The organism is Microbacterium sp., assembly GCF_031178445.1.
Classification (GTDB): Bacteria; Actinomycetota; Actinomycetes; order Actinomycetales; family Microbacteriaceae; genus Microbacterium.
Window position 1 is genome coordinate 19,339 of sequence record NZ_JAPSIY010000009.1, and the last position, 23,139, is coordinate 42,477.

The window sequence follows — 23,139 nt, forward strand, 5'->3', positions numbered from 1 at the left end:
CACGATGAGCGCGCCCGCGCGCTGAATCGCATACGAACGGACACTCGATGTCCGACTGAGGAGACGTCAATGTCCATCCCCATCGCCGCCCCTGAACCGCTCGTCCACGGCACGCTTCGCGTGACGCCGCTGGGCGGGCTCGGCGAGGTCGGCCGCAACATGACGATCTTCGAGTTCGGCGGCAAGATCCTCATCGTCGACTGCGGCGTGCTCTTCCCTGAGGAGCACCAGCCCGGGGTCGATCTGATCCTGCCCGACTTCGAGCCCATCAAGGATCGCCTCGACGACATCGTCGGCGTGGTGCTCACCCACGGACACGAGGACCACATCGGGGCCGTGCCGTACCTGCTGCGTTTGAAGAGCGACATCCCGCTGATCGGGTCGGGGCTCACCCTCGCGCTGGTTGAGGCGAAACTCAAGGAGCACCGCATCAGGCCCTTCACCCTCACGGTGACCGAGGGGCAGGAGGAGCAGGTCGGTCCTTTCGATCTCGAGTTCGTCGCGGTGAACCACTCCATCCCGGACGCATTGGCGGTCGCGATCCGCACGCCGGCGGGGCTGGTGCTGGCCACCGGCGATTTCAAGATGGACCAGTTGCCCCTGGACGGCCGCATCACCGACCTGAGGGCGTTCGCCCGGCTCGGCGAGGAGGGAGTCGACCTCTTCCTGGTCGATTCCACCAACGCCGACGTGCCCGGCTTCACACCCACCGAGCGCTCCATCGGGCCCGTACTCGACCAGGTGATCGGCCGTGCCCCGCGCCGCGTCATCGTCGCCAGCTTCTCGAGCCATGTGCACCGGGTGCAGCAGGTCATCGACGCCGCGCACGAGCACGGCCGCCGCGTGGCGTTCCTGGGGCGCAGCATGGTGCGCAACATGACCATCGCCGAGCAGCTCGGGTACCTGCAGGTGCCCGAGAACGTACTCATCGACTACAAGAAGGCTCGTGACCTGCCCGACGACAAGGTCGTCTACATGTCCACGGGTTCGCAGGGCGAGCCCATGGCGGTGCTCAGCCGTATGGCCAACCTCGACCACGCCATAGAGCCCGGCCCCGGCGACACCGTCATCCTCGCGTCCAGCCTCATTCCCGGGAACGAGAACGCCGTCTACCGGGTCATCGACGGCCTCACGAAGCTCGGCGCGAACGTGGTGCACAAAGGCAACGCCCGTGTGCACGTGTCGGGCCATGCCGCCGCCGGTGAGCTGCTGTACTGCTACAACATCCTCGAGCCGAAGAACGTGCTGCCCGTGCACGGCGAGTACCGCCACCTCATGGCGAACGCCCGGCTCGCGCAGGACACCGGCATCGACGAGGAGCGCACGATCATCGCCGGGAACGGCACGGTGATCGATCTGAAGGACGGCGAGGCGCGCGTGGTGGGCCAGCTCGATCTCGGATTCGTGTACGTCGACGGCTCCACCGTCGGCGAGATCACGGATGCGGACCTGAAGGATCGCCGCATCCTCGGCGAGGAGGGGTTCGTCTCGGTGATCGTGGTGGTCGACTCCGCGACCGGCCGGATCATCTCCGGGCCCGAGATCCACGCCAGGGGCGTGGCAGAGGACGACTCGGTGTTCGACGACGTGGCGCCCAAGATCGTCGCAGCGCTCAAGGAAGCGGCGGGCAACGGCGTGCAGGACAGTCATGCGCTTTCGCAGGTGGTACGGCGCACGATCGGCCGGTGGGTGAATCAGAAGCTGCGTCGGCGGCCGATGATCGTCCCGCTGGTGATCGAGGCGTAGTCCAGCGCGCTGCGCTTCCCCCGGCAGCGGCGTCGTCGATCGACGTCGACGTCGGCGGGAGCGGTGCAGAGCGATCCGAGCCTGCGATCCCCCGGAAAGCCGCGTCACTGCGGGGCAGAGTCGGTGCCCGGGAATAACCTGGTGGCATGGCCAGGAGCACCACGAGATCCGAGCGCGCGTCCGAGGGCGCGACCCCCCGCTCGAAGCGGCAGACCGCGAACCGGTCGCCGGCGAAGGCCGCGCCGGCGCCGAAGAAGTACATCGACGACGCCGACAGGCCCTCGGTGGGCGTCCGCATCTGGCTCGGGCTCGCACACGGTGTCGGCGGGCTGTTCCGCGCCTTCGGCCCGGAGAGTCTCGAGAAGGACGACCGGCGCGACGGCTTCCCCTTCCTGCTGGTGCTGCTGGCGTGCGCCGGGGCCGTCGTGGAGTGGTTCTTCATCGGCGACGAGGTCGCACAGGCGATCAGCGCGTTCAGCTGGGGCGGTCTGATCGGCCGAGCGGCGTTCGTGCTCCCGGTACTGCTCCTGCTGCTCGCCGGCTGGCTGTTCCGGCACCCTTCGTCCGTGCACGACAACGGACGCATCGGCATCGGCTTCGGCTTCTTCGTGCTCGCACTGGCGGGCTTCTGCCACGTCGCCTCGGGTGCGCTCGACTCGGCTGGTGACCTGGTGCGCCCGCAGCCGAAGGAGGGGATGCCCGCGCTCAGTGCCGCGGGCGGCCTGTTCGGGTGGATGCTGGGAGAGCCGCTGGCCTTCCTCACGCCGATCGTCGCGTACATCGTGTTGAGCGTGCTCGCCGCGCTCAGCATCCTGATCCTCACGAAGACCCCGCCGAACCGGATCGGCGAGCGTCTCGGCGACCTGTATGCCTGGATGTTCGGTGCGGAGCGTCCCGAGAAGGCCGCCAAGCCGGCGTCCGAGATCGACGAGGCCGACAAGGTCGACGACGCGGATGTGCTGCCCTGGTGGCGGCGCAACAAGACCGGGCGCGAAGAGGACCCGGACGATGTCGACTCACAGGCGATCACCGCGCTGTTCGACGCGGGCGGCGATGAGAAGCCGGGCAAGAAGGCGGCGTACGACCAGGCGGTCATCGTCGATCACGCGCCCCACGATGCCGCGACCGAGGTGCTCACCGACCTCAGCGCACTCACGGACTCCCTCGACGAGCAGAACACCACGGCGCTTCTCGACGACGACGGCTCCACGGGCGAACTCCCGGGACTGGACGGCTTCGGTACCGCCGGACCCGGCACAGACGGCCCGATGCCGCCGGCCGCGCCCTATGTGCTTCCGTCTCCCTCCACGCTGAGCGAAGGCCCTCCCGCCGTCGCCCGATCGGAGGCGAACGACCGTGTCGTGCAGCAGATCACGAACGTGCTCACCCAGTTCAACGTCGATGCCAAGGTCACCGGGTTCTCCCGCGGGCCGACCGTCACCCAGTACGAGGTCGAAGTGGGGCACGGCGTCAAGGTCGAGAAGATCCTGCAGCTCAGCAACAACTTCGCCTATGCGGTCGCCTCGAACGATGTGCGCATCCTCTCGCCCATCCCCGGTAAGAGCGCGATCGGCATCGAGATCCCCAACGCCGACCGCGAGACGGTGTCGCTGGGAGATGTGCTGCGCTCCGCTGCCGCGCAGAAGAGCACGCATCCGCTGACGATCGGTGTCGGCAAGGACGTCGGCGGCAACTTCGTCGTCGCCAACCTCGCCAAGATGCCGCACCTGCTCGTGGCTGGTTCCACGGGCTCCGGAAAGTCGAGCTTCGTGAACTCGATGATCACGAGCCTGCTGATGCGGGCGCGCCCGGCAGACGTGCGGATGGTGCTCATCGACCCGAAGCGCGTCGAACTGACCAGCTACGCGGGTGTGCCGCACCTGATCACTCCGATCATCACCAACCCGAAGAAGGCCGCCGAGGCCCTGCAGTGGGTCGTGAAGGAGATGGACATGCGGTACGACGACCTCGCGTCGTTCGGATTCCGCCACATCGACGACTTCAACCGTGCGGTGCGCGCAGGCGAGGTCGAGGTTCCCGTCGGCAGTGAGCGCGTGCTCAAGCCCTACCCGTACCTCCTCGTCGTCGTCGACGAGCTCGCCGACCTCATGATGGTCGCACCCCGCGACGTGGAGGACTCCATCGTCCGCATCACCCAGCTCGCCCGGGCGTCCGGCATCCACCTGGTGCTGGCCACGCAGCGACCGAGCGTCGACGTCGTCACCGGCCTCATCAAGGCCAACGTCCCGTCGCGCCTCGCCTTCGCGGTGACGAGCGTCACCGACAGCCGGGTCATCCTCGACAGCCCGGGCGCGGACAAGCTGATCGGACAGGGCGACGCCCTGTTCTCGCCGATGGGATCCTCCAAGCCCTTCCGCCTGCAGGGCGCCTGGGTGAAGGAGGAGGAGATCGATGCCGTGGTCAAGCACGTCACCGGCCAGGCCCGCCCCGAATACCGGCCCGACGTGCAGGAGGCGGTCGAGGGCAAGAAGAAGGAGGTCGACGAGGACATCGGCGACGACCTCGAGCTGCTGCTCGCCGCCGCGGAGCTGATCGTGTCGTCGCAGTTCGGCTCGACCTCGATGCTGCAGCGCAAGCTGCGAGTCGGCTTCGCCAAGGCCGGCCGTCTGATGGACCTGCTCGAATCGCGCGAGATCGTCGGGCCGTCCGAGGGCTCCAAGGCGCGGGATGTGCTGGTCACGCCTGAGCAGCTCGCCGGGGTGCTGGCGCGGTTGCGAGGTGACGACGCTCCCGCGACGCCTGCCACCCCCGTTGCGGCCTCCGCGGCCCCGACGGCCACGGCAGCTCCTGCGACCGCGCCCGTCGCCGCCGACGACGATCGGTACCGACGCGATCCGATCGAAGCGCAGTACGACGGGCTGCCGGTCGTGGAGAGCGAGGACGACGGCGACGAGGACGCCTGGGGCCTGACGGGTCGCGACTGATGGCCATCCCGCGGCAGCTTCCCAACGCGATCACGGTCGCCCGCATCCCGCTGGCGATCGTCTTCCTCGTGCTCCTGCTTCTCGGGGGCACGCACGGCGAGACCGACCCCGTGATGCGATGGATCGCCGGCGGTCTCTTCGTGCTCGCCATCTCGACGGACTGGGTCGACGGCTATCTCGCGCGCCGGTACGACCTCGTCAGTGACTTCGGCAAGCTCTGGGATCCGATCGCCGACAAGCTGCTCACCGGCGCCGGTTTCCTCGGGCTCGCGATCCTCGGCGAGGTCGGCTGGTGGCTGGTGATCATCATCCTGGTCAGGGAGTGGGGCATCACGGCCCACCGCTTCGTGATCGTGCACCAGCAGGTCGTCGCGGCCGCATGGATGGGCAAGGTCAAGACCGTCGTGCAGGCGGTCGCGCTGAGCTGGGCACTGCTCCCGTTGAACTTCATCATCGGCCTGCAGCCCTGGGTGTTCGTGACGCAGGCGCTCATGATCGCCGCGCTCGTGCTCACTGTCGCGAGCGGTGTGGACTACCTCCTCGCCCAGCTGCGAGGCAGGCGCACGAGTACGTCATGAGCGGCGCGGCCGTTCTGCTGGCGAGGCTCCGCGAGCGCGGCTGGACGCTGGGTGTCGCCGAGTCTCTCACCGGGGGCGCCCTGGCCGCCGATCTGGTCTCGGTGCCCGGCGCCTCCGCCACGTTCCTCGGAGCCGTCGTCGCCTATGCCACACCGGTCAAGCACTCGCTGCTCGGAGTCGACGCGGCCCTGCTGGAGGAGCGCGGACCCGTGGACGCCGAGGTCGCTGCGCAGATGGCCGACGGCGTGCGCCTGGCGGTCGCCGTGGACGGGCGCGTCGCCGACGTCGGCATCGGCACGACCGGCATCGCCGGCCCGGACTCGCCTGACGGCCAGCCGGTCGGCACCGTGCACATCGGCGTCGTGACCCCCGCAGCGCGGCGCTCGATCTCGTTCGTCTTCACGGGGAACCGCGAAGCGATCCGCAGGCAGGCGGTCGACGCAGCCATCGAAGCGGCGCTGGAGTGCGCTGGGGAATAGCGGAGTCACACGCGCGGTTGATGATGATGTGCTCCATACGAGAACCGCAGGAGACGGCGACGCCGCCTCCTTCCCCGCGGAACCGCACATGTTCCAGGCAGAAGCACAGAGAGAAACAGTAGATTCAGTGGCGTCTGATCAGGTTAGACTGGCGATCCACTCGGGCCGAGGTCCGGGGGAGACGGAGAGGAGGTTCCGATGATCCTGGTACGACAGGAGATCGGCGATGTCCTGCGGGACTTCCGTCAGCAGAAGGGTCGCACTCTTCGACAGGTGGCGAGCAAGGCCTCCGTCGCACTCGGCTACCTCAGCGAGGTCGAGCGCGGTCAGAAGGAGGCTTCGAGCGAGATCCTCGCCTCGGTGGCCGAAGCGCTGGATGTACCGATCTCGACGATCATGCGCGAGGTCGGCGACCGAATCTCAGTGCTCGAAGGCCTCCACGGGTTCCCGGACGTCGTGCCCGACGAGCTCGTCGCTTCGGTCGAGCCCGAGCTCTCCCTACGCTGACACGGATGCGACGCAGCGAGTTCCTGCGCGCCGTCGAAGACGAATTCGGCGGGCGTGCGACCGCGCTCACGCACGATCTCGTGCTGGGTGCGTTGGGCATGTCTGCGCTCGACGCCCTCGATGCAGGCGTGCCGCCGCGCGAGATCTGGCTCGCGCTGTGCGCTGAGACCGATGTCCCCGCAGAGCGGCGCTACGGTGTCGGACGGCTCGAGCCGCGGCGGCGCTGACCCTTCATCGGAATCGGCGTGTCGTCGAACGTCTGTTCGATGAGCGCGTATCGTTCTGCACAGATGGTCTCGATGCGATATCCCTCCACAGAAGGCTCGCCGTCCGGCTCGATGTCGGTGGCCCGCCCTAACGTGAGGGACATGGCAACGAGCCATGCGCCTTGTCGGAGAGCTGCCCCAGCCGGAGCGGTCGCGACAGCCTACAGGCGGCAGCATTCGACACAGTGAGGAGCACGTCATGCCATCAACAGACGATCGCGAGAAGGCCCTGGATTCTGCGCTCGCGCACATCGAGCGGCAGTTCGGTAAGGGATCGATCATGCGGCTGGGCAGCGACGAACGCGCCCCCGTCGAGGTCATCCCCACCGGATCGATCGCCCTGGACGTCGCCCTCGGCATCGGCGGCCTGCCGCGCGGCCGGATCATCGAGATCTACGGACCTGAGTCGTCCGGTAAGACCACTCTGACGCTGCATGCGATCGCCAACGCCCAGCGGGCGGGTGGTATCGCCGCCTTCATCGACGCCGAGCACGCTCTCGACCCCGAGTACGCCAAGAAGCTCGGCGTCGACATCGATCAGCTGCTCGTATCGCAGCCCGATACCGGCGAGCAGGCGCTCGAGATCGCCGACATGCTGATCCGTTCTGGAGCGATCGACCTCGTCGTCATCGACTCCGTCGCGGCGCTCGTGCCCGAGGCCGAGATCAAGGGCGAGATGGGCGACTCGCACGTGGGCCTTCAGGCGCGACTGATGTCGCAGGCGCTGCGCAAGCTGACCGGTGGGCTGAACCAGACCAAGACCACCGCGATCTTCATCAACCAGCTGCGTGAGAAGATCGGTGTCTTCTTCGGCTCGCCCGAGACCACCGCCGGAGGTAAGGCGCTGAAGTTCTACGCCTCGGTTCGTCTCGACATCCGCCGGATCGAGACACTGAAGGACGGCACGGAGGCGGTGGGAAACCGTACCCGCGTGAAGGTGGTCAAGAACAAGATGGCCCCGCCGTTCAAGCAGGCCGAGTTTGACATCCTGTACGGCGTCGGCATCTCCCGCGAGGGCAGCCTGATCGACTTCGGCGTCGAGCACGGCATCGTCAAGAAGTCGGGCTCGTGGTACACCTACGACGGCGACCAGCTCGGGCAGGGCAAGGAGAACGCTCGCAACTTCCTGATCGCGAATGACGATGTCGCGGTCGCGATCGAGACCCAGATCAAGCAGAAGATGGGCGTCGGCGCGAAGGCTGCCGAGGAGACGCCGACCGACGAGCTCGCGCAGCGTCGCCCGGCCTGATGTCCTGTCCTCTCCCGATGGTCGGAGTGAGCGATGGCTGACGGGGGCGAGGATCACCTCGCCCCCGTGATCCCTCTCTTCGGCGCCAGATCGCCCGAAGAAGGTCGCTCCGAGCCCGATCGGCACGGCACGCAGGAGTCGTCGGACACCGGCGAGCCGGAGGCTGATCGCTTCGAGGCGGTTCGTCGCGTGGGCGCAGGCGAGCACAGACCGTCGGCCGACGACGATCGGCCGATCGACGACGCGCGATCACGCGCCTCACGCCACCCGTCACTGGCTTCCTCGGAACGGCGCTCCGCCGCCCGACCGCGGCTGAGGGCGGTGAGACCGGTCGATGCGGATGAACAAGAGGAACGGCGTGACGACCTCGAAGGACGGCGGGACCGGGCGCAGGAGGCACTGGTGCGCAAACTGCGCGCACGACAGCTTTCCGTGTCAGAGGCGCGGGCCGTGCTCAGGGAGAACGAACTCGATAGTGAGTCGGCGGATGACATCATCGACGATTTCGTCAGCAGGGGCTACCTCGACGATCGCACGCTCGCATCGCTGCTGGTGACATCCGGTGTCGAACGCAAGGGCCAGGGACGGGTCGCGCTGTCACGTGCGCTCTCGCAACGCGGCATCCCCCGCGAGATCGTCGACGAGGCCCTCGCGGCCCTGCCCGACGACGACGCCGAGCGTGCGCTCGAGTTCGCTCGATCCAAGGCTCGGGGAATGAGCCGGCTGGAACCCGACACCGCGCTGCGCCGGCTGCTCGGACAGCTCGGGCGCCGCGGCTACGGCGGCTCGGTCGCGATGAGCGCCGCCCGGACCGCCCTCCGGGAAGCGAGCGGCCCCGCTACAGGGGGAGTGCGCTTCACGGAATCGGACTGAGGGCTGCGGCGGCGCGGCCTGCTTCCGCCCGGCGCTCGTAGAATAGCTGTCATCATGACTACTCCGCGCAGCGAACCGACGATTATCGCGCCCTCGGCGGCAGCGATCGAGGCCGACGGGCGCCACCGTTCCTATGAGGTGCGCACCTTCGGCTGTCAGATGAACGTGCACGACTCCGAACGGCTTTCGGGCTCGCTGGAGAGCGCAGGCTATGTGCGTGCCGCCGACGGCGAGGACGCCGACGTGGTGATCATCAACACCTGCGCGGTGCGCGACAACGCAGCAGGCAAGCTGTACGGCACGCTCGGGCATCTGAAGTCCCGTAAAGACAAGCACGAAGGCATGCAGATCGCCGTCGGCGGATGCCTGGCGCAGATGGACAAGCAGGCCGTGCTCGACAAGGCGCCGTGGGTCGACGTCGTGTTCGGCACCCACAACATGGGTTCTCTGCCGGGACTGCTCGAGCGCGCACGCCACAACGGCGACGCCGAGCTCGAGATCATCGAGTCGCTCGAGGTCTTCCCCTCGACTCTGCCCACGAAGCGCGACTCCGCCCACAGCGGCTGGGTGTCGATCTCGGTCGGCTGCAACAACACCTGCACCTTCTGCATCGTGCCCAGCCTGCGCGGTAAGGAGAGGGACCGCCGCCCCGGTGACATCCTCAACGAGATCCGGCTGCTCGTCGACGACGGCGCGATCGAGGTGACGCTCCTCGGGCAGAACGTGAACTCGTACGGCGTCGAGTTCGGCGACCGGCAGGCGTTCAGCAAGCTGCTTCGCGCCGCAGGTGAGATCGAGGGACTCGAACGCATCCGCTTCACCAGCCCGCACCCTGCGGCGTTCACCGACGACGTCATCGACGCCATGGCAGAGACCCCGGCGGTGATGCCGCAGCTGCACATGCCGCTGCAGTCCGGCAGCGACAGCATCCTGCGCGCGATGCGCCGTTCCTATCGCAGCGAGCGGTTCCTCAGCATCCTCGACAGGGTCCGCGAGCGCATCCCGCACGCAGCCATCACGACCGACATCATCGTCGGCTTCCCAGGGGAGACGGACGCGGACTTCGAGGACACGTTGCGCGTGGTCGAGCAGTCGCGCTTCTCAGGAGCGTTCACCTTCCAGTACTCGATCCGCGAAGGCACTCCGGCGGCCACCATGGAGCACCAGGTGCCGAAGGAGGTCGTGCAGGAGCGGTACGAGCGACTGATCGCCCTGCAGGAGCGCATCTCGCTCGAGGAGAACCAGAAGCAGGTCGGGCGCGAGGTCGAAGTGCTCGTGTCGGTAGGAGAGGGCAAGAAGGACGCCGAGACGCACCGCCTCACCGGCCGCGCCGAGGACAACCGCCTTGTGCACTTCGAGGTCACGCCCGGCTCAGAGCTTCCGCGTCCCGGTGACGTCGTGACGGTGCGGATCACCCATGGTGCTCCCTTCCACCTCCTGGCCGACGACCCGACCGGTGCGCCTTTGCGCATCCGCCGCACACGCGGCGGCGACGCGTGGGATCGTGCGCAGTCCGAGTCGTGCGCCGTGCCGGCTCCGACAGGCGAAGCCGGTGCTCCCCGCCCCGTCTCGCTGGGGCTGCCGACCCTTCGCGTCGGTGTCTGAGCGCGCGCCGGCAGACGATTCCCACCGAGGCCGGCCTCGACTCTGGGCCGTCGTCGGTGCCACCGGCACGGGCAAAAGCGAACTCGCTCTCGACCTGGCCGAGCATCTCCGTGCACGTGGGAACCCCGCCGAGATCGTCAACTCTGACGCCATGCAGCTGTACAGCGGTATGGACATCGGCACCGCCAAACTCGCGGACGACGAGTGGCGCGGCATCCCGCACCACCTCTTCGACGTGCGCCATGTGACACAGGAAGCAGCGGTCGCCTGGTATCAGCCGATCGCGCGCGACGCCGTTCGCGCCATCAACGATCGCGGCGGCGACGCCATTCTCGTCGGCGGTTCAGGACTCTACGTGTCCAGCGTGATCTTCGACTTCCGCTTCCCCCCGCGCGACGCCGAACTGCGCGCGGCCCTCGAGGCCGAGCTGTCGCAGACGGGGGTCGGAGCCCTGTATGCGCGGCTGCGTGAGCTGGATCCGTCCACCGCAGCCCGGATCGATCCGCACAACGGCCGTCGCGTCGTGCGGGCGCTCGAGGTGCTCTCGCAGGGCGCAGCCACGCACGGCGCCGCGCTGCCCGAGGCTCCCGTGCTGTGGCATCCGCATACGCGCATCATCGGTCTGCATGTCGAACGCGCAGCGCTCGTCGAACGACTGGATCGCCGCGTCGAACGGATGTGGGCTGCCGGGCTTCCCGACGAAGTACGGGCACTGCAGAAACAGGGCCTCGAGGACGGCGTCACGGCGCGCCGTGCCATCGGCTATGCGCAGGCACTGGCGGAGCTCGCCGGGGACATGACGAAGGCTGAGGCGATCGCGCAGACGCAGGCGCTGACACGCCGCTACGCGCGCCGCCAGGTGTCGTGGTTCAAACGGTACCCGGGGATCGAATGGCTCGAGCACCCGGTCGACGTCTCGGCACTGCCGGACTGACCGCCGACAGCCCGGATGTCGGTGGCTCCGTGCACCATGGACGCATGGCCACGCACTTCTACACCGCCTCCTCGCTCGACGGCTTCATCGCCACGGCCGACCACTCGCTGGACTGGCTGCTGAAGCAGGAGTTCGACAAGGACGGGCCCATGGCATACCCGGGCTTCATCGCGAACATCGGCGCCTTGGCGATGGGGGCCTCGACCTTCGAGTGGGTGATGCGTCACGAGAACGGTGACTGGGGCTACACGCAGCCGACGTGGATCTTCAGCCATCGAGACCTGCAGCTTCCTCGGCACGGCGACGTGCGACTCACGCAGGCCGACATACGCGAGGTGCACGCCGACATGACCGCTGCAGCACACGGTGCGGACCTGTGGGTGGTCGGCGGGGGAGACCTCGCTGGTCAGTTCGCTGACGCGGGCCTGCTCGACGAGGTCTGGGTGCAGTTCGCGCCCGTCACGCTGGGGTCGGGCGCCCCGCTCCTACCGCGCGAGCTGGATCTCGAACTCGTCGATCTCGCTCGGAACCGCGCATTCGCCTGCGCGCGATATCGCGTGCTGACCGGCACGCAGAACGGAGTCGCCTCATGAGCGTGCTGATCAGGTCCTTCGAGCCCGCGGATGCTGACGCGGTCGTCGCACTCTGGCACGAGGCGGGGCTCACGCGGCCGTGGAACGACCCGCGCGCCGATATCGATCGGATGCGCGCGGTGTGGCCCGACCTGCTCCTCGTCGCCGAGGACGCCGGGCGCATCGTCGGAGCGGTCATGGCCGGTTACGACGGGCACCGCGGCTGGCTGTACTACCTGGCCAGTGCAGCCGACCGAAGAGGAGAGGGAATCGGCCGGACGCTGGTCGAAGAGGCCGAGCGCCGTCTGATCGCGTTGGGCTGCCCGAAGGTGCAGCTGATGGTGCGCCCAGGCAACGAGATCGTCTTCGCGTTCTATGACGGCGTCGGTTACGAGCGATTCGAGATCGCCATGACCGGAAAGCGGCTGATCGTCGACGTGCCGGCCGAGGCGAGCGTCTGAGCGCTGAACCGTTCTGTGCTCTCTAGACTGGACGGCATGGTCGCATTCACCAAGGGGCACGGCACCGGCAACGACTTCGTCATCATCGAGGATCCCGACGGTGCTCTCGACCTGCGCACAGATCAGGTGCAGGCGCTCTGCGACCGCAACTTCGGCGTAGGCGCCGACGGGGTGCTCCGCGTGGTGCGCTCGAGTGCCATCCCGGACGGGGCCGCTGCACTCGCCGAGGAGCCCGCGGCCGAATGGTTCATGGACTATCGGAACGCCGACGGCTCGGCAGCGGAGATGTGCGGCAACGGCATCCGCGTGTTCGCGCACTACCTGCTGCGCTCGGGCCTGGCGACGCTCGAGCCCGGCTCCACGCTGCCGATCGGCACCAGGGCCGGCGTTCGCGATGTGATGCAGTCGGACAACGGCTACCAGGTGGACCTCGGCCGTTGGAAGCTGGCCGGGGGTGAGCCTCTCGCGCGCGCGGCCGGGCTCTCCGTCGCGAGGCCGGGGCTCGGGATCGACGTCGGCAACCCTCACGTTGTCGTCGCGCTCGCATCGGACGACGAGCTGGCCGAGCTCGACCTGAATCCGACTCCCGTACTCGATCCCGCTCCCGCCGCCGGGGCGAACGTCGAGTTCGTGGTTCCTGCTGAGCCTCTGGTGCGCGACGGGGTCGGCCACGTGCGCATGCGCGTACACGAGCGAGGCGTCGGCGAGACGCTCAGCTGCGGCACGGGTGTAGCGGCGACCGCGTTGGCGGTGCGGTACTGGGCCGGTGAGCGCGCGCCTCACAACTGGCGGGTCGAGGTGCCCGGAGGCACTCTCGGTGTGCGGATGTTTCCCGCAGAGGACGGCGAGCATGTGGCCCTGTCAGGTCCGGCACAGCTCGTCTACCGCGGAGAGATCGACCTCGTCTGACCTCGCCTGGCTGCTCGCTCAGGCGACGGCGATGGGCGCGGTCGGCGGAGTGCCGTGCCTGCGCACCTTGAGCACCCGATAGCCCTTGCCGGTCGCCGCGCGATACACGCTGTAGCCGGGCGTGAAAGTGGCCGACATCCAGCGCTGCAGTGAGTCCGAACCGAGGTTGCGCTGCACCACGAGCCACGCGTCGCTTCGCTCGTCCAGGCGCGGAATCCAGCGCTCCAGCATGCTGTGCAGCTCGTTCTTGCCGACCCGGATCGGAGGGTTCGAGCGGATCGTGCGGAACGTGACGTCGTCGGGAACATCATCGGGCTTCACAGCGTTGACATTGGTGAGACCGAGGGACTCAGCATTGCGGCGCGTCAGGTCGAGGGCGCGCTCGTTGACATCCACGGCCCACACCGTCGCATGCGGTGCGGAGAGCGCCATGGTGAGACTGATCGGCCCCCAGCCGCATCCGAGGTCGAGGAAGTCGCCGCCTGGCGGCAGCGGAGGCGTATTGGCGAACAGCACGGCAGTCCCGGCATCCAGGCGATCGGGGCTGAACACCCCGCCCGCGGTGGTGAGATCGAGTTCCCGCCCCGCCAGGGTGACATGGATGCTGCGCAGGTTCTCTGCACTTGCCGGCGCCGCGCTGAAGTAGTGGTCGGACGGCATGCAGTGAGCGTACCGGACTGCGGCGCTAAGGTTAAGGCGCCGTGGGCACAGAAGACGGATCAAGGACCGGATGACGAATAAGAACGAAGAGAACACGCAGGACGCGCTGGACCGGGTGCTCGCGCACGCCGAATCGCGCACGGAGGCGCGCGTGTTCGGAGCAGCGCAGGCGCTGCAGGATGCGGCCACCGCCGCGCACGGCGACACCGACGGCGAGCAGTGGGATCTCGACGACCGGCACGCGCTGCGGCGAGTGGTCGGGCTGTCCACCGAGCTCGAGGACGTCACAGAGGTCGAGTACCGTCAGCTGCGCCTCGAGAACGTCGTGCTCGTCGGCGTGTACCCGCAGGGAGCGCAGGACGACGCCGAGAACTCGCTGCGCGAGCTCGCCGCCCTCGCTGAGACGGCCGGCGCGGTGGTGCTGGACGGTCTGCTGCAGCGCCGGCCGCATCCCGACCCCGCCACGTATCTCGGTCGTGGCAAGGCGCAGGAGCTGAAGGATGTCGTGGCCGCCCTCGGCGCCGACACCGTCATCGCCGACACCGAGCTGGCCTCCAGCCAGCGACGCGCGCTCGAGGACGTCGTGAAGGTCAAGGTGATCGATCGCACCACGGTTATTCTCGACATCTTCAGCCAGCACGCCAAGAGCCGCGAGGGCAAGGCACAGGTCGAGCTCGCTCAGCTCGAGTATCTGCTTCCCCGGCTGCGCGGCTGGGGTGAGTCCATGAGCCGCCAGGCCGGTGGCCAGGTGGGCGCCGGGGGAGCCGGCATGGGTTCCCGCGGACCCGGTGAGACGAAGATCGAGCTCGACCGTCGCCGCATCCGAACGCGTATGGCGCAGCTGCGCCGGCAGATACGCGATTTCGCACCGGCCCGTGAGGCGAAGCGTGCGGAGCGGAAGCGGAACACGATCCCTTCGGTCGCGATCGCCGGGTACACCAACGCAGGCAAATCCAGCCTGCTCAACGCGCTGACCAGCGCCGGCGTGCTGGTCGAGAACGCCCTGTTCGCGACGCTGGATGCCACGGTGCGGCGCTCCGAGACGGCGGACGGGCGCGTGTACACGCTCACCGACACGGTCGGTTTCGTGCGCAACCTGCCGCACCAGCTTGTGGAGGCCTTCCGTTCCACGCTGGAGGAGGTGGCCCAGGCGGACCTCATCGTGCACGTCGTCGACGGTTCGCACCCCGATCCGTCCGCTCAGCTGCAGACGGTGCGAGATGTGATGGGCGACCTCGGCGCCAGGGACGTGCCCGAGATCGTGGTCTTCAACAAGGCCGACCTCGTCGACGAGGACGAGAGACTGGTGCTGCGCGGGCTCGCTTCGGACGCGCACTTCGTCTCGTCGCGCACTGGCGAGGGCATCGAGGAGCTCAGGGCGGCGGTCGAGCGGATGCTGCCGGTTCCCGCTGTCGAGGTGCATGCGCTGGTGCCATACGACCGCGGTGATCTGGTCTCGGCCGTGCACGAGACGGGGGTGCTGCTTTCTGCCGAGCATCGGGAGCACGGCACCGCCGTGCACGCGCACGTCTCGGAGCGCCTGGCTGCTGAACTCGCGCCCTACGCTCTCGGCGCCGACTGAGATCCGAACGGGTCGCGACGGGCGGGCTGCCGTTCAGCGTGCGCTGAACCGCGCCTCGACTGTCGCTGACACGACGATGTCCTCGCCTTCGAACTCCATCGGCGCGGACCCCGCCATGTCGAACGCCGCAGTGCGCAGCGCCTTCTCCTGAACGGGGGAGGCGGTGGCCGAGATCAACCCTCGGTCGGCGATCTCCAGCGGCGTCACCTCGTGCAGTCCCAGCGCTTCGGCGTACGCACCTGCGCGCGTCACCGCGACGCCGACGGCCTGCGTGGCCACTTCACGCTCCACCGCGCGCTCGGTCTGCGGCGTCAGGTGCCAGTCGACCCCGCCGATCTGCACCCCTTCCCACGCCGAGATCTCGGTCACCCACAGCGACATGTCCGAGACGTCGGAGAAGGTGGCGGTGAACCTCACGGCGGCGCGATAAACCGGATCCAGCTGCTTGCCCTCGCTGTTCCATGGCCGGTCGGCCCGCACGTCGATACTGCGACTGCTCCACTCGGCCACGGTGCCGGAGTCGTGGCGCTGCACGATGCTCTCGCGCACGGGTGCTGCGAGGCTGAGGGCGCCGGACACGACGGAGTCGCGATCGGGACCGTCGGTCTCGACTGAGAGTGAGATGGTCGCCCGTTCCGGGGCCACCCGCAACTCGTGCTCGCCGCGAACGGTGATGATGACGTCGCTCATGGCTGCGACTCTACGTCAACCGGCTCGGGCTGATGGCGCGGAATGGCGCGCGCCCCGATTACGTTGTAACCTGTGATGCTCGGATGCTTCGGCATCCGTCTGGTAATTCCACAGAGTGACAGCGGCTCCTTCGCGAGAAGGTCCACGGGGCTGATCGGTTTCGACGGCGCCTGTGTATCGACGAGAAGCGGGCCGAGGATGCAGGGTCATCTCGTGAACGATCCCTGCAAAACAATAGTTGCCAATGCAAAGCGCAACGACTTCGCCCTCGCTGCATAAGCGAGCCCGATAGTCCGTCAGACCGTATGTGATCCCGATACGGACCCTGGCGTCATCTAGGGATCTTGCTGCGTGACGGCGTCTGGACGTCTCGTGGGACTCTTCCCAGGCTGGGCTTGTCGACTTAGGTGTCTGTGACAAAGGTCGGAGCCGAGCAGAACGCTTTCACAGACTGCGCCCGGAGAAGACGTGGATTAGCAGCGTCGGACGGGGGTTCGATTCCCCCCAGCTCCACCAACCGCTGTCACTGTGGACGACCCCCGCGTTCCCTCACGAGAGTGAGGAGACGCGGGGGTTCTTCATTGCCGTGGCTCGAGCCACTCAGGCCAGGTCGATGTCCTCGGTGCAGGGAATCGCCCCACCGGTGTCGCGCCCGAGCGGTCATGGTCGGCCGAGTTCACGCAGCTTCGACGTGGCGGCCGTCACCGCGTTCTCCGCACCGCGGACGTTCTCGTCGAGGTTCGCGATGCGCCCGTCGAGCTCGTCGACCTCTCGACGGGCTGCTTCCGCCCGCTTGCGGACGCGCGACAGCTCGTCCTCCAGCTCCCTGATCCGGTCAGTGAGGGCGTCTGCACGTTCCGCGCTCTCCCTGCGTTCCCGCGCCGCCGACGTCTGCTCGCGCTGCGCCCGGGCCAACGCCTGCTCGGCGTCGTGCAGCTCGCGCTCGGCGCTGCGACGCTCCCGCCGCGCGCGGAGCTCGTCGGCCGGGGGCTGCGGCAGCTCCCTGCCCTCGGGTGCGCCGCCGGCGACCGCGGTCCGCAGGTCGAGCGTCGCCTCTCCAGACGCCTCGAGCTCGCGCACGAGCCGACCGGAGGCGACGGCCTCGGCCGCGTGCGGGTCGAAGAACGCGGCGGTGATCGTCTGCTGCACGGCCTCGCGCGTGGCCGCCGTGACCCGCCCGCCGCGCGCGATCGCGAGCGTGGCGGCCTCCTCCGCGAGTCGACTCGTCAGCGCGCGCCGCTGGCGTCCGAGCTGTGCGAGGGTCTGTGCGTCCAGCTCGGCCTGTGCCTGACGCAACTCGTCGGCCAGGCGAAGGGCGTCGGCGAGGCGGTCAGAGCGTTCCCGTGCGAAGAGGTTCACGACCCACGCAGCCGTCGACGGCTTGCGCAGCGCTCGTATCTGCGCGCCGAGGGTCGCATCGTCCGCCGACTCGGCGAGCCTGTTCCTGCTCGCGATGAACGACTCCGGCGACGTCGCGTACAGTTCCGCGGCGATGTCGATGAGCGAGCGATCGGCCATGCCCAGAAGATTACGCCGGAGCTCAGCGCGGACGCAGTCCGTCGAAGGCGACGGCGAGCACCTCGTCGGCCAGGAGAGCGGGGTCGACAGGCCCGTCTGGGCGGTACCACTCGACGACGGAGTTGATCATGCCGAAGACGAGGCGCGTCGCCACTCCGGCGTCGAGGTCGTCCCGCAGGAGCCCCTCCGACTGCGCGTCGCGCACGAGCTGGGTGACACGGTGGTCGAAACGCCTCCGCCTGTCGAGGGCGGCGAGCTCGATCGGGCTGTTGCCCCGCAGTCGCAGCAGGAGCGTGACCTGGGGCTGCCGTTCGGTGAGCACGCGCACAGCGCCGCGGATGATCGCGCTCAGCCGCTCCGCGGCCGTGACGCCGTCCAGCGCCGCATCCAGAGCATGCTCGAGACCGCCCAGCGCGTCTTCCAGAGCGACCTCCAGAATCTGCTCCTTCGAGTCGACGTGGTGATACAGCGCCGACTTCGTCACGCCGAGGCGGCGAGTGAGATCCGAGACGGAGGTCGCTTCATACCCCTGTTCGTTGAACAGGGCGACGCTCGCCCGGATGACCGAGTCGCGGTCATGCCCCGGGCGCCCGCGACGTGCCGTTGACATCGGCCGGTCCGTGGCCGTCTCGCCCTTCACCATGGATCCAACCTAGTGCGACCCGCGCCGGATACCGGCGAGCCGTGCATCCTCGCCGACACCGCTAAGCTGGAGAGGCACCCCCAGCCTGGAAGGATTCGACGTGGTCGACTTCATCGTGTTCATCATCCTCTTCGTCGGAGGCATCTTCCTGCTCGGCATCGCCCACGGACTGCCTGCTGCGCAGGGCGTGGTCTTCACCGCCGGCATCCTCGCCGTCAGCCTGGCTCTCGCCTGGGTCATGCGGCAGGCCGGTTCGGCGACGCGGCGCACCGATTCCTGGAATCGCCGCCAGGGCTGACCCCGGGGCCATGCGCGGCCTGAAACGGTCGCCGCGGTTCAAGGCCAATCGATGAGCACCAGGCCCTGCTTGGTGTCGGCGAGCTTGACCCAGCCGTCGCCGAACTCGTAGGTCATCCCGAAGCCGTTCTCGTCGGTCGCGATCGCGAACTCGGGGTCCTCGGTGAAATAGACGCTGTCGCCTTCGACGGACCTCAGCCATCCCTCCGCCTGGAGGCTGCGCTGCGCAGGATCCGCAGTCTGCGCATCGAGAGGAGCCCAGGCGTACATCTGACCGTGATCGGATGCCGTGCTGTAGTCCGACCACAAGCACAGCAGCCCGCCCTCCAGAGCCGTGTCGCCGATGCGGAACTCCTCCTGCTTGGCGGTCCAACCCTCGGACGACAGTGCCTCGACCGTGCCCTCGGTGATGATCGTGTCGCATGCCGGTATCGCAGAAGGGGCCGGAGTCATCTCGTCGACGGGCTCGGTGGTCACCACCGGGGCGGGCGATTCGGATGCAGGCGGCTTCGGCGCCGGGGTGCGTGAGTCATCGGACTGGGCAGGGGCGCTGCAGGCGCTGAGGGCGACCACGGCCAGCAGCGCGCCGAAGGCGAGGGGGAGGGGAGTTCTCATCGATCGTGGATTCTGTGCAGGCGGTCAGCGTCGCGCTTCACGCAGCAGGGACAGGAAGGAATCGTGCAGCACGCCGTTCGTGGCGAGCGCCGAGCGGTCGGAGATCGACTCAGCTCCGTCGAAGGCGGTCATCGTGCCTCCGGCCTCGCGCACGATGGCGACGGCTGCGGCGATGTCGTACTCCTTGACGTCGAACTCGGCGACCATGTCGATTCGCCCCTCGGCGAGGAGCATGTAGCTGTAGACGTCGCCGTACGCGCGGTCGCGCCACACCCGGTCGGCCAGTGCGAGAAGCTCGGGGAGCCTGCCGGCGTCAGCCCACTGCGTGATGCTCTGGAAGCTGACACTCGCCTGTTCCAGCGCGTCCACCTTCGACACGCTGATGCGCCGCGGTGATCCGGCTGCGGCCGTCCACGAGCCGAGTCCGGTGGCTCCCCACCAGCGGCGCCCGAGTGCGGGCATGCTGACGACCCCGAGCCGAGGGACTCCGTCGATCGCGAGGGCGATCATGGTGCCCCAGAGCGGCACGCCCCGCAGGAAGTTCGCGGTGCCGTCGATCGGATCGATGATCCACTGACGGCGGGTGTCGCCTTCCGCGCCGTACTCCTCGCCGAAGACGCCGTCGGTCGGACGCTCGACGGCGAGCAGCGATCGCACCGCCTTCTCGGCGGCCAGGTCCGCATCGGTCACATGCGAGCGGTCGGCCTTCGTGGAGACCTCCAGGTCGGATGCGTCGAACCGCGGCAGCGTCTGCGCGTCGGCCGCGTCGGCGAGCCGGAGGGCCAGCGCGAGATCGGCCTGAAGATCAGTGCGGAGGCGGGCGGGAGTGGGGGCGGAGGTCACCCCATCAGGATAGTCGGCGGGAGCGACGCGCTCCGCGTCCGCAACGCGCCCGGCGGACGGAGCGGATTTGGCTCGCCCTCTCCGTCCTGGTAACGTAATTCCTCGGTCGGGGAACATTCCGGACCACGCACCTCTAGCTCAATCGGCAGAGCAACTGACTCTTAATCAGTGGGTTCAGGGTTCAAGTCCCTGGGGGTGCACGGATCAGCCTCGGAAACTCTCGCCGGTTTCCGGGGCTTTTTCGCATCCGCTTGTGAGACGGGATTCAGCAGCGGTGGCGACATCAGACGGCCGCGACGATGGCCGCAGCCTCCTGCACCGAGTCGACCAGGTGCACGTGCTGCTCCATCGGTCGCCCTCTTGACAGTGCGCGCAGCAGCGGCCAGGCCGGATAGTCCTCGGTCCAGTAGCTCCGGCCGATGAGCACCATGGGCGCGACCGAGGACTCATCCGCGTAGAAGTTCTCACACGCGTCCTGGAAGATCTCCTGCACCGTGCCGCCGGCTCCGGGGAGGAACACGACGCCGCCCTGACAGATCTCCAGCAGGATCGCCTCCCGTTGGGCGTTGTGGAAGTACTTCGCAAGCACGCTCGCGAAGACGTTCGGGGGTTCGTGACCGTAGTGCCACGTCGGGATGCCGAGCGAATCGGCGCCGTCCGGGAACAGGTCCCGTACCCGGAACGCCGCGTCCGCCCATGCGCCGGTGTCGGGCGTGAAGCTCGGCACGCTCGCCAGTTCCCGCACGGCCTCCGTGAGCGCCGCGCTCCCGTAGCGGGCGAGATACCCGCCGAGATTGGCCGCCTCCATCGCGCCGGGACCGCCACCGGTCGCCACGGTGTGCGTCTGAGACAGCAGCCAGCCCAGTTCGGCTCCTTGCGCGTACGCCGTCTGCCCGCGCACCGCCTTGTGTCCGCCCATCACACCCACCAGACGGTGACTGGCGATCCACCTCGACAGCGCGATTCCGACACTGTGGTCGTGCAACGCCTGCGCCAGCGCGGCATCGCGAGTGCTCTCCCGCTGCGACCATGCGTAGATGCGTGCGTCCGGGCTGCCCGTGTATCCCGCCGCCCCGTATAGCTCATGGGGCGTGTAGAGCGTGGTCCTGTACGCGTCGACGGGCGCCTCCGGAACGGACGGGAAGACGGCCGCGCCGCGGGCGCGGATCGACTGCTCATCCTCGGGGAGGAGGTCGCACCCCAGGAACAGCGCGCCGGCGACGTCAACGGAGCGGAGAGCGGTGCGGCGGTCCCTGAGGTCGAGGGAGTGCATCCGCCAGCCGCGAAGAGATCGCACCCCGAACGAGACGCGCCGATCGAAGTCCGAGAGGGAGTCGACGTCGACGACAGCTCCGCGCGTTCTTCTCATGCCATCGACCCTAGGCGAGCGACGCGCCGCTGCCCGGGCGGTCGTCAGTAATCGGGCAGTCCGATCCCGGGAGGGTCGACGTCGGGGAACGACGGATCATGTCCGATCATCCCCACCACGGTGACCGCGCTGCGCGGAGAGATGAGCACGCTCATCGTCGAGCTCTCGGCTTCGAAGTCCACGAATCGACCGCCCGCCTGGACGGCTTCCTCGATCCGGCGCTTGAGTTCGCCCACGTCTTCATCGGCACCGAGCAGGAATCTCTCGCCATCGATCGCGATCAGTGTCCGCATCATCGTCTGTGCCCCCATGGCCAGCACATTATCGATGCCTCCCCCGGTGCGCGATGGGGGTTGCGGACGACGGGAAGTGGTGGCAATGGTGTCGTCCGCGTTCGCGAGGTTTACTGTGTCCTTTATGGGCAGAATGAAGTACGACGGTTCGGGCGACGAGATCGTCATCGACGACGCGACCCTCGTGCACCTGAAGATCGTCATCTCCACCAAGCTCCGGCGTCAGGAGAGCTTCATGATGACGTGGCGGCCGATCGACGATGCGGTGAATCAGAGACGCTCCGCCTGGATCCATCCGGCCATCCCCCTGCAGTTCGGCTTCGACACCGATCAGGACCATCCGGTCGACCCACGGCGCATCCACCTCCTGATGGAGCATCTGAATGCGACGGGCGAGCTGCTTCTCGACGGCATCGCCAGCCAGGTCTCCCAAGAGCCGGCGACCATGTGATGGATGCATCGACGCCTACCGGGCTCTTCCGTCATGCGCCGAGCGGTGAGATCATGGCGAACGAGGAGGTTCTCATGATCGAACTCGACGACATCGACACGGATGAAGACGGTGCGCTCACCGCGACGGTCGAGCTTCCCGGCGGCCGGCGTGTGACCGTCGAGTACGAGTTCGACGAGGACTTCGAAAGAGACGACGACCTCGACGATGACGATGTCGATCTCGACCCCGAGGACCTGCCTGACATGGACGCCATGCAGGAGACGGTCCGGCATTCCCTGGCCAGGCTCACCCAGGAGGTGCTCGATGCCAGGGAGAGCGAGGTGGCCGAGGAGCTCACGGATGCGGCATTCGAAGGTGACGATGACGTCGACCTCGACGCGGAGCAGAAGACGCTGCGCGAAGACCTCGCACTCGACGGTGTCGTCGTGTTCGGCGACGGCGGGATGACGCTGCTCTACGTCGCACCCGAGGAGTACCCGGATCTCACCATCTACTGTCTGCTCGACGAGGATCTCGAGATCGACGACCTGATGGTCGAGTGATTCTCACGCCACGCGGATCGCGGAGCCACCGGTGAGCTTCTCCAGCTGAGTGAAGGTCAGCGGCATCACTGTGTGCGGTGTTCCACCCGCGGTCCAGATCTGTTCGTACGCCCGCAGATCCTCATCGAGGTAGGTGCGCAGGCGCTGGGGATGTCCGACGGGCGCCACGCCGCCGATCGCCTGCCCCGTCGCCTCCCGAACGAGAGTGGCGGGCGCCATGGCGACCGAGGCGGCCCCGATGCTGAGAGCCAGCACCGAGAAGTCCACGCGGTGCGCGCCGCTGGTCATCACGAGGATCGGCACGTCATCGGCCACGAGCACCAGGCTGTTCGCGATGGCGCCGACAGGGCACCCCACTGCCGTCGCCGCCTCAGCCGCGGTGCGCGCCGAGGCGGGCAGCACGACGACGGTCGTGTCGACGCCGGCCGCGGTGAGATGCTCCTGCACGATCCTGCTCCGGGCCGGAAGGGCTTCGGCGGTGCTCATGCGGTGCGTCTCCTCCATCGATC

General features: G+C 68.1%; 26 protein-coding genes, 1 tRNA gene and 1 other RNA gene. 19 read left to right on the forward strand and 9 right to left on the reverse strand.

The window, feature by feature from the left end; translation table 11 throughout:
* Positions 1-69: 69 nt before the first annotated feature.
* The 13 genes from RIN43_RS12805 to dapF all read left to right on the forward strand — a co-directional run bounded on the left by RIN43_RS12805 (position 70) and on the right by dapF (position 13,124).
* Positions 70-1,746, forward strand: a complete 1,677-nt coding sequence (locus RIN43_RS12805; RefSeq protein ID WP_309129314.1) for a ribonuclease J — start codon at positions 70-72, stop codon at positions 1,744-1,746.
* A 146-nt stretch (positions 1,747-1,892) separates the two neighbouring features.
* Entirely contained in the window at positions 1,893-4,691 is a 2,799-nt protein-coding gene (locus RIN43_RS12810) for a DNA translocase FtsK (RefSeq protein WP_309129315.1), read from the forward strand.
* Positions 4,691-5,269, forward strand: a complete 579-nt coding sequence (gene pgsA, locus RIN43_RS12815) for a CDP-diacylglycerol--glycerol-3-phosphate 3-phosphatidyltransferase (RefSeq protein WP_309129316.1) — start codon at positions 4,691-4,693, stop codon at positions 5,267-5,269. Before RIN43_RS12810 ends, pgsA begins: the two co-directional genes overlap by 1 nt.
* The gene (locus RIN43_RS12820; RefSeq protein WP_309129317.1) at positions 5,266-5,748 is read left to right on the forward strand and encodes a CinA family protein; all 483 of its coding nucleotides are present in this window, start codon (positions 5,266-5,268) and stop codon (positions 5,746-5,748) included. The genes pgsA and RIN43_RS12820 overlap by 4 nt, the downstream gene beginning before the upstream one ends.
* Before the next feature lie 198 nt (positions 5,749-5,946).
* The gene (locus RIN43_RS12825; RefSeq protein ID WP_309129318.1) at positions 5,947-6,255 is read left to right on the forward strand and encodes a helix-turn-helix transcriptional regulator; all 309 of its coding nucleotides are present in this window, start codon (positions 5,947-5,949) and stop codon (positions 6,253-6,255) included.
* Positions 6,256-6,260: 5 nt separating this feature from the next.
* The gene (locus tag RIN43_RS12830; RefSeq protein WP_309129319.1) at positions 6,261-6,482 is read left to right on the forward strand and encodes a DUF3046 domain-containing protein; all 222 of its coding nucleotides are present in this window, start codon (positions 6,261-6,263) and stop codon (positions 6,480-6,482) included.
* A gap of 238 nt (positions 6,483-6,720) precedes the next feature.
* Complete coding sequence (gene recA / locus RIN43_RS12835) at positions 6,721-7,770, forward strand: recombinase RecA (RefSeq protein ID WP_309129320.1); 1,050 nt, start codon at positions 6,721-6,723, stop codon at positions 7,768-7,770.
* 33 nt (positions 7,771-7,803) lie between these two features.
* A complete protein-coding gene (locus tag RIN43_RS12840; RefSeq protein ID WP_309129321.1) occupies positions 7,804-8,643 on the forward strand; it encodes a regulatory protein RecX in 840 nt (279 codons plus the stop codon).
* Positions 8,644-8,697: 54 nt separating this feature from the next.
* The gene (gene miaB, locus RIN43_RS12845) at positions 8,698-10,248 is read left to right on the forward strand and encodes a tRNA (N6-isopentenyl adenosine(37)-C2)-methylthiotransferase MiaB (protein ID WP_309129322.1); all 1,551 of its coding nucleotides are present in this window, start codon (positions 8,698-8,700) and stop codon (positions 10,246-10,248) included.
* Complete coding sequence (miaA, locus tag RIN43_RS12850) at positions 10,241-11,182, forward strand: tRNA (adenosine(37)-N6)-dimethylallyltransferase MiaA (protein ID WP_309129323.1); 942 nt, start codon at positions 10,241-10,243, stop codon at positions 11,180-11,182. Before miaB ends, miaA begins: the two co-directional genes overlap by 8 nt.
* Positions 11,183-11,226: 44 nt before the next feature.
* Positions 11,227-11,775 carry a dihydrofolate reductase family protein gene (locus tag RIN43_RS12855; RefSeq protein WP_309129324.1) on the forward strand — a complete coding sequence of 183 codons (549 nt, stop codon included), beginning with the start codon at positions 11,227-11,229 and terminating at the stop codon, positions 11,773-11,775.
* A complete protein-coding gene (locus RIN43_RS12860; protein ID WP_309129325.1) occupies positions 11,772-12,215 on the forward strand; it encodes a GNAT family acetyltransferase in 444 nt (147 codons plus the stop codon). The genes RIN43_RS12855 and RIN43_RS12860 overlap by 4 nt, the downstream gene beginning before the upstream one ends.
* 36 nt (positions 12,216-12,251) lie before the next feature.
* Complete coding sequence (gene dapF, locus RIN43_RS12865) at positions 12,252-13,124, forward strand: diaminopimelate epimerase (protein ID WP_309129326.1); 873 nt, start codon at positions 12,252-12,254, stop codon at positions 13,122-13,124.
* Positions 13,125-13,142: 18 nt separating this feature from the next.
* Here the strand turns inward: dapF and RIN43_RS12870 are convergent, their stop codons facing one another.
* On the reverse strand, positions 13,143-13,784 hold the full coding sequence (locus RIN43_RS12870) for a methyltransferase (protein WP_309129327.1): 642 nt from the start codon (positions 13,782-13,784) through the stop codon (positions 13,143-13,145).
* A gap of 70 nt (positions 13,785-13,854) precedes the next feature.
* On the opposite strand from RIN43_RS12870, the gene hflX reads away from it, so the two are divergent.
* Positions 13,855-15,366, forward strand: coding sequence for a GTPase HflX (hflX, locus tag RIN43_RS12875; RefSeq protein WP_309129328.1), 1,512 nt, complete (start codon positions 13,855-13,857; stop codon positions 15,364-15,366).
* 33 nt (positions 15,367-15,399) lie between these two features.
* Here the strand turns inward: hflX and RIN43_RS12880 are convergent, their stop codons facing one another.
* On the reverse strand, positions 15,400-16,056 hold the full coding sequence (locus RIN43_RS12880) for an SIMPL domain-containing protein (RefSeq protein WP_309129329.1): 657 nt from the start codon (positions 16,054-16,056) through the stop codon (positions 15,400-15,402).
* 146 nt (positions 16,057-16,202) lie between these two features.
* On the opposite strand from RIN43_RS12880, the gene ssrA reads away from it, so the two are divergent.
* Positions 16,203-16,572, forward strand: a transfer-messenger RNA (tmRNA) gene (gene ssrA, locus RIN43_RS12885).
* Positions 16,573-16,716: 144 nt separating this feature from the next.
* On the opposite strand, the gene RIN43_RS12890 is transcribed toward ssrA, so the two are convergent.
* Both RIN43_RS12890 and RIN43_RS12895 read right to left on the reverse strand, forming a co-directional pair.
* Positions 16,717-17,574, reverse strand: coding sequence for a transposase (locus tag RIN43_RS12890; protein ID WP_309129330.1), 858 nt, complete (start codon positions 17,572-17,574; stop codon positions 16,717-16,719).
* Between the two features lie 22 nt (positions 17,575-17,596).
* A complete protein-coding gene (locus RIN43_RS12895; protein WP_309129331.1) occupies positions 17,597-18,217 on the reverse strand; it encodes a TetR/AcrR family transcriptional regulator in 621 nt (206 codons plus the stop codon).
* Positions 18,218-18,317: 100 nt separating this feature from the next.
* Between RIN43_RS12895 and RIN43_RS12900 the strand changes: the two genes are divergently transcribed.
* Positions 18,318-18,515, forward strand: a complete 198-nt coding sequence (locus tag RIN43_RS12900) for a hypothetical protein (RefSeq protein ID WP_309129332.1) — start codon at positions 18,318-18,320, stop codon at positions 18,513-18,515.
* 38 nt (positions 18,516-18,553) lie between these two features.
* Here RIN43_RS12900 and RIN43_RS12905 read toward each other — a convergent pair whose 3' ends face one another.
* Entirely contained in the window at positions 18,554-19,129 is a 576-nt protein-coding gene (locus RIN43_RS12905) for a hypothetical protein (protein WP_309129333.1), read from the reverse strand.
* A gap of 24 nt (positions 19,130-19,153) precedes the next feature.
* Positions 19,154-19,972 (reverse strand): inositol monophosphatase family protein, encoded by an 819-nt coding sequence (locus RIN43_RS12910; protein ID WP_309129334.1) that lies wholly within the window; start codon positions 19,970-19,972, stop codon positions 19,154-19,156.
* 127 nt (positions 19,973-20,099) lie between these two features.
* Between RIN43_RS12910 and RIN43_RS12915 the strand changes: the two genes are divergently transcribed.
* A tRNA-Lys gene (locus RIN43_RS12915) sits at positions 20,100-20,172 on the forward strand.
* An 83-nt stretch (positions 20,173-20,255) separates the two neighbouring features.
* Here RIN43_RS12915 and RIN43_RS12920 read toward each other — a convergent pair.
* Both RIN43_RS12920 and RIN43_RS12925 read right to left on the reverse strand, forming a co-directional pair.
* Positions 20,256-21,341, reverse strand: a complete 1,086-nt coding sequence (locus tag RIN43_RS12920; RefSeq protein WP_309129335.1) for a Rossmann fold nucleotide-binding protein — start codon at positions 21,339-21,341, stop codon at positions 20,256-20,258.
* A gap of 44 nt (positions 21,342-21,385) precedes the next feature.
* Positions 21,386-21,652: a hypothetical protein gene (locus tag RIN43_RS12925; RefSeq protein ID WP_309129336.1), complete on the reverse strand. Its 267-nt coding sequence runs from the start codon at positions 21,650-21,652 to the stop codon at positions 21,386-21,388.
* A 106-nt stretch (positions 21,653-21,758) separates the two neighbouring features.
* Here RIN43_RS12925 and RIN43_RS12930 point away from each other — a divergent pair, with 106 nt between their 5' ends.
* Positions 21,759-22,085: a hypothetical protein gene (locus RIN43_RS12930; protein ID WP_309129337.1), complete on the forward strand. Its 327-nt coding sequence runs from the start codon at positions 21,759-21,761 to the stop codon at positions 22,083-22,085.
* Between the two features lie 74 nt (positions 22,086-22,159).
* A complete protein-coding gene (locus tag RIN43_RS12935) occupies positions 22,160-22,630 on the forward strand; it encodes a hypothetical protein (protein WP_309129338.1) in 471 nt (156 codons plus the stop codon).
* A 3-nt stretch (positions 22,631-22,633) separates the two neighbouring features.
* On the opposite strand, the gene RIN43_RS12940 is transcribed toward RIN43_RS12935, so the two are convergent.
* Positions 22,634-23,116, reverse strand: a complete 483-nt coding sequence (locus RIN43_RS12940; protein ID WP_309129339.1) for a YbaK/EbsC family protein — start codon at positions 23,114-23,116, stop codon at positions 22,634-22,636.
* Positions 23,117-23,139: the final 23 nt, after the last annotated feature.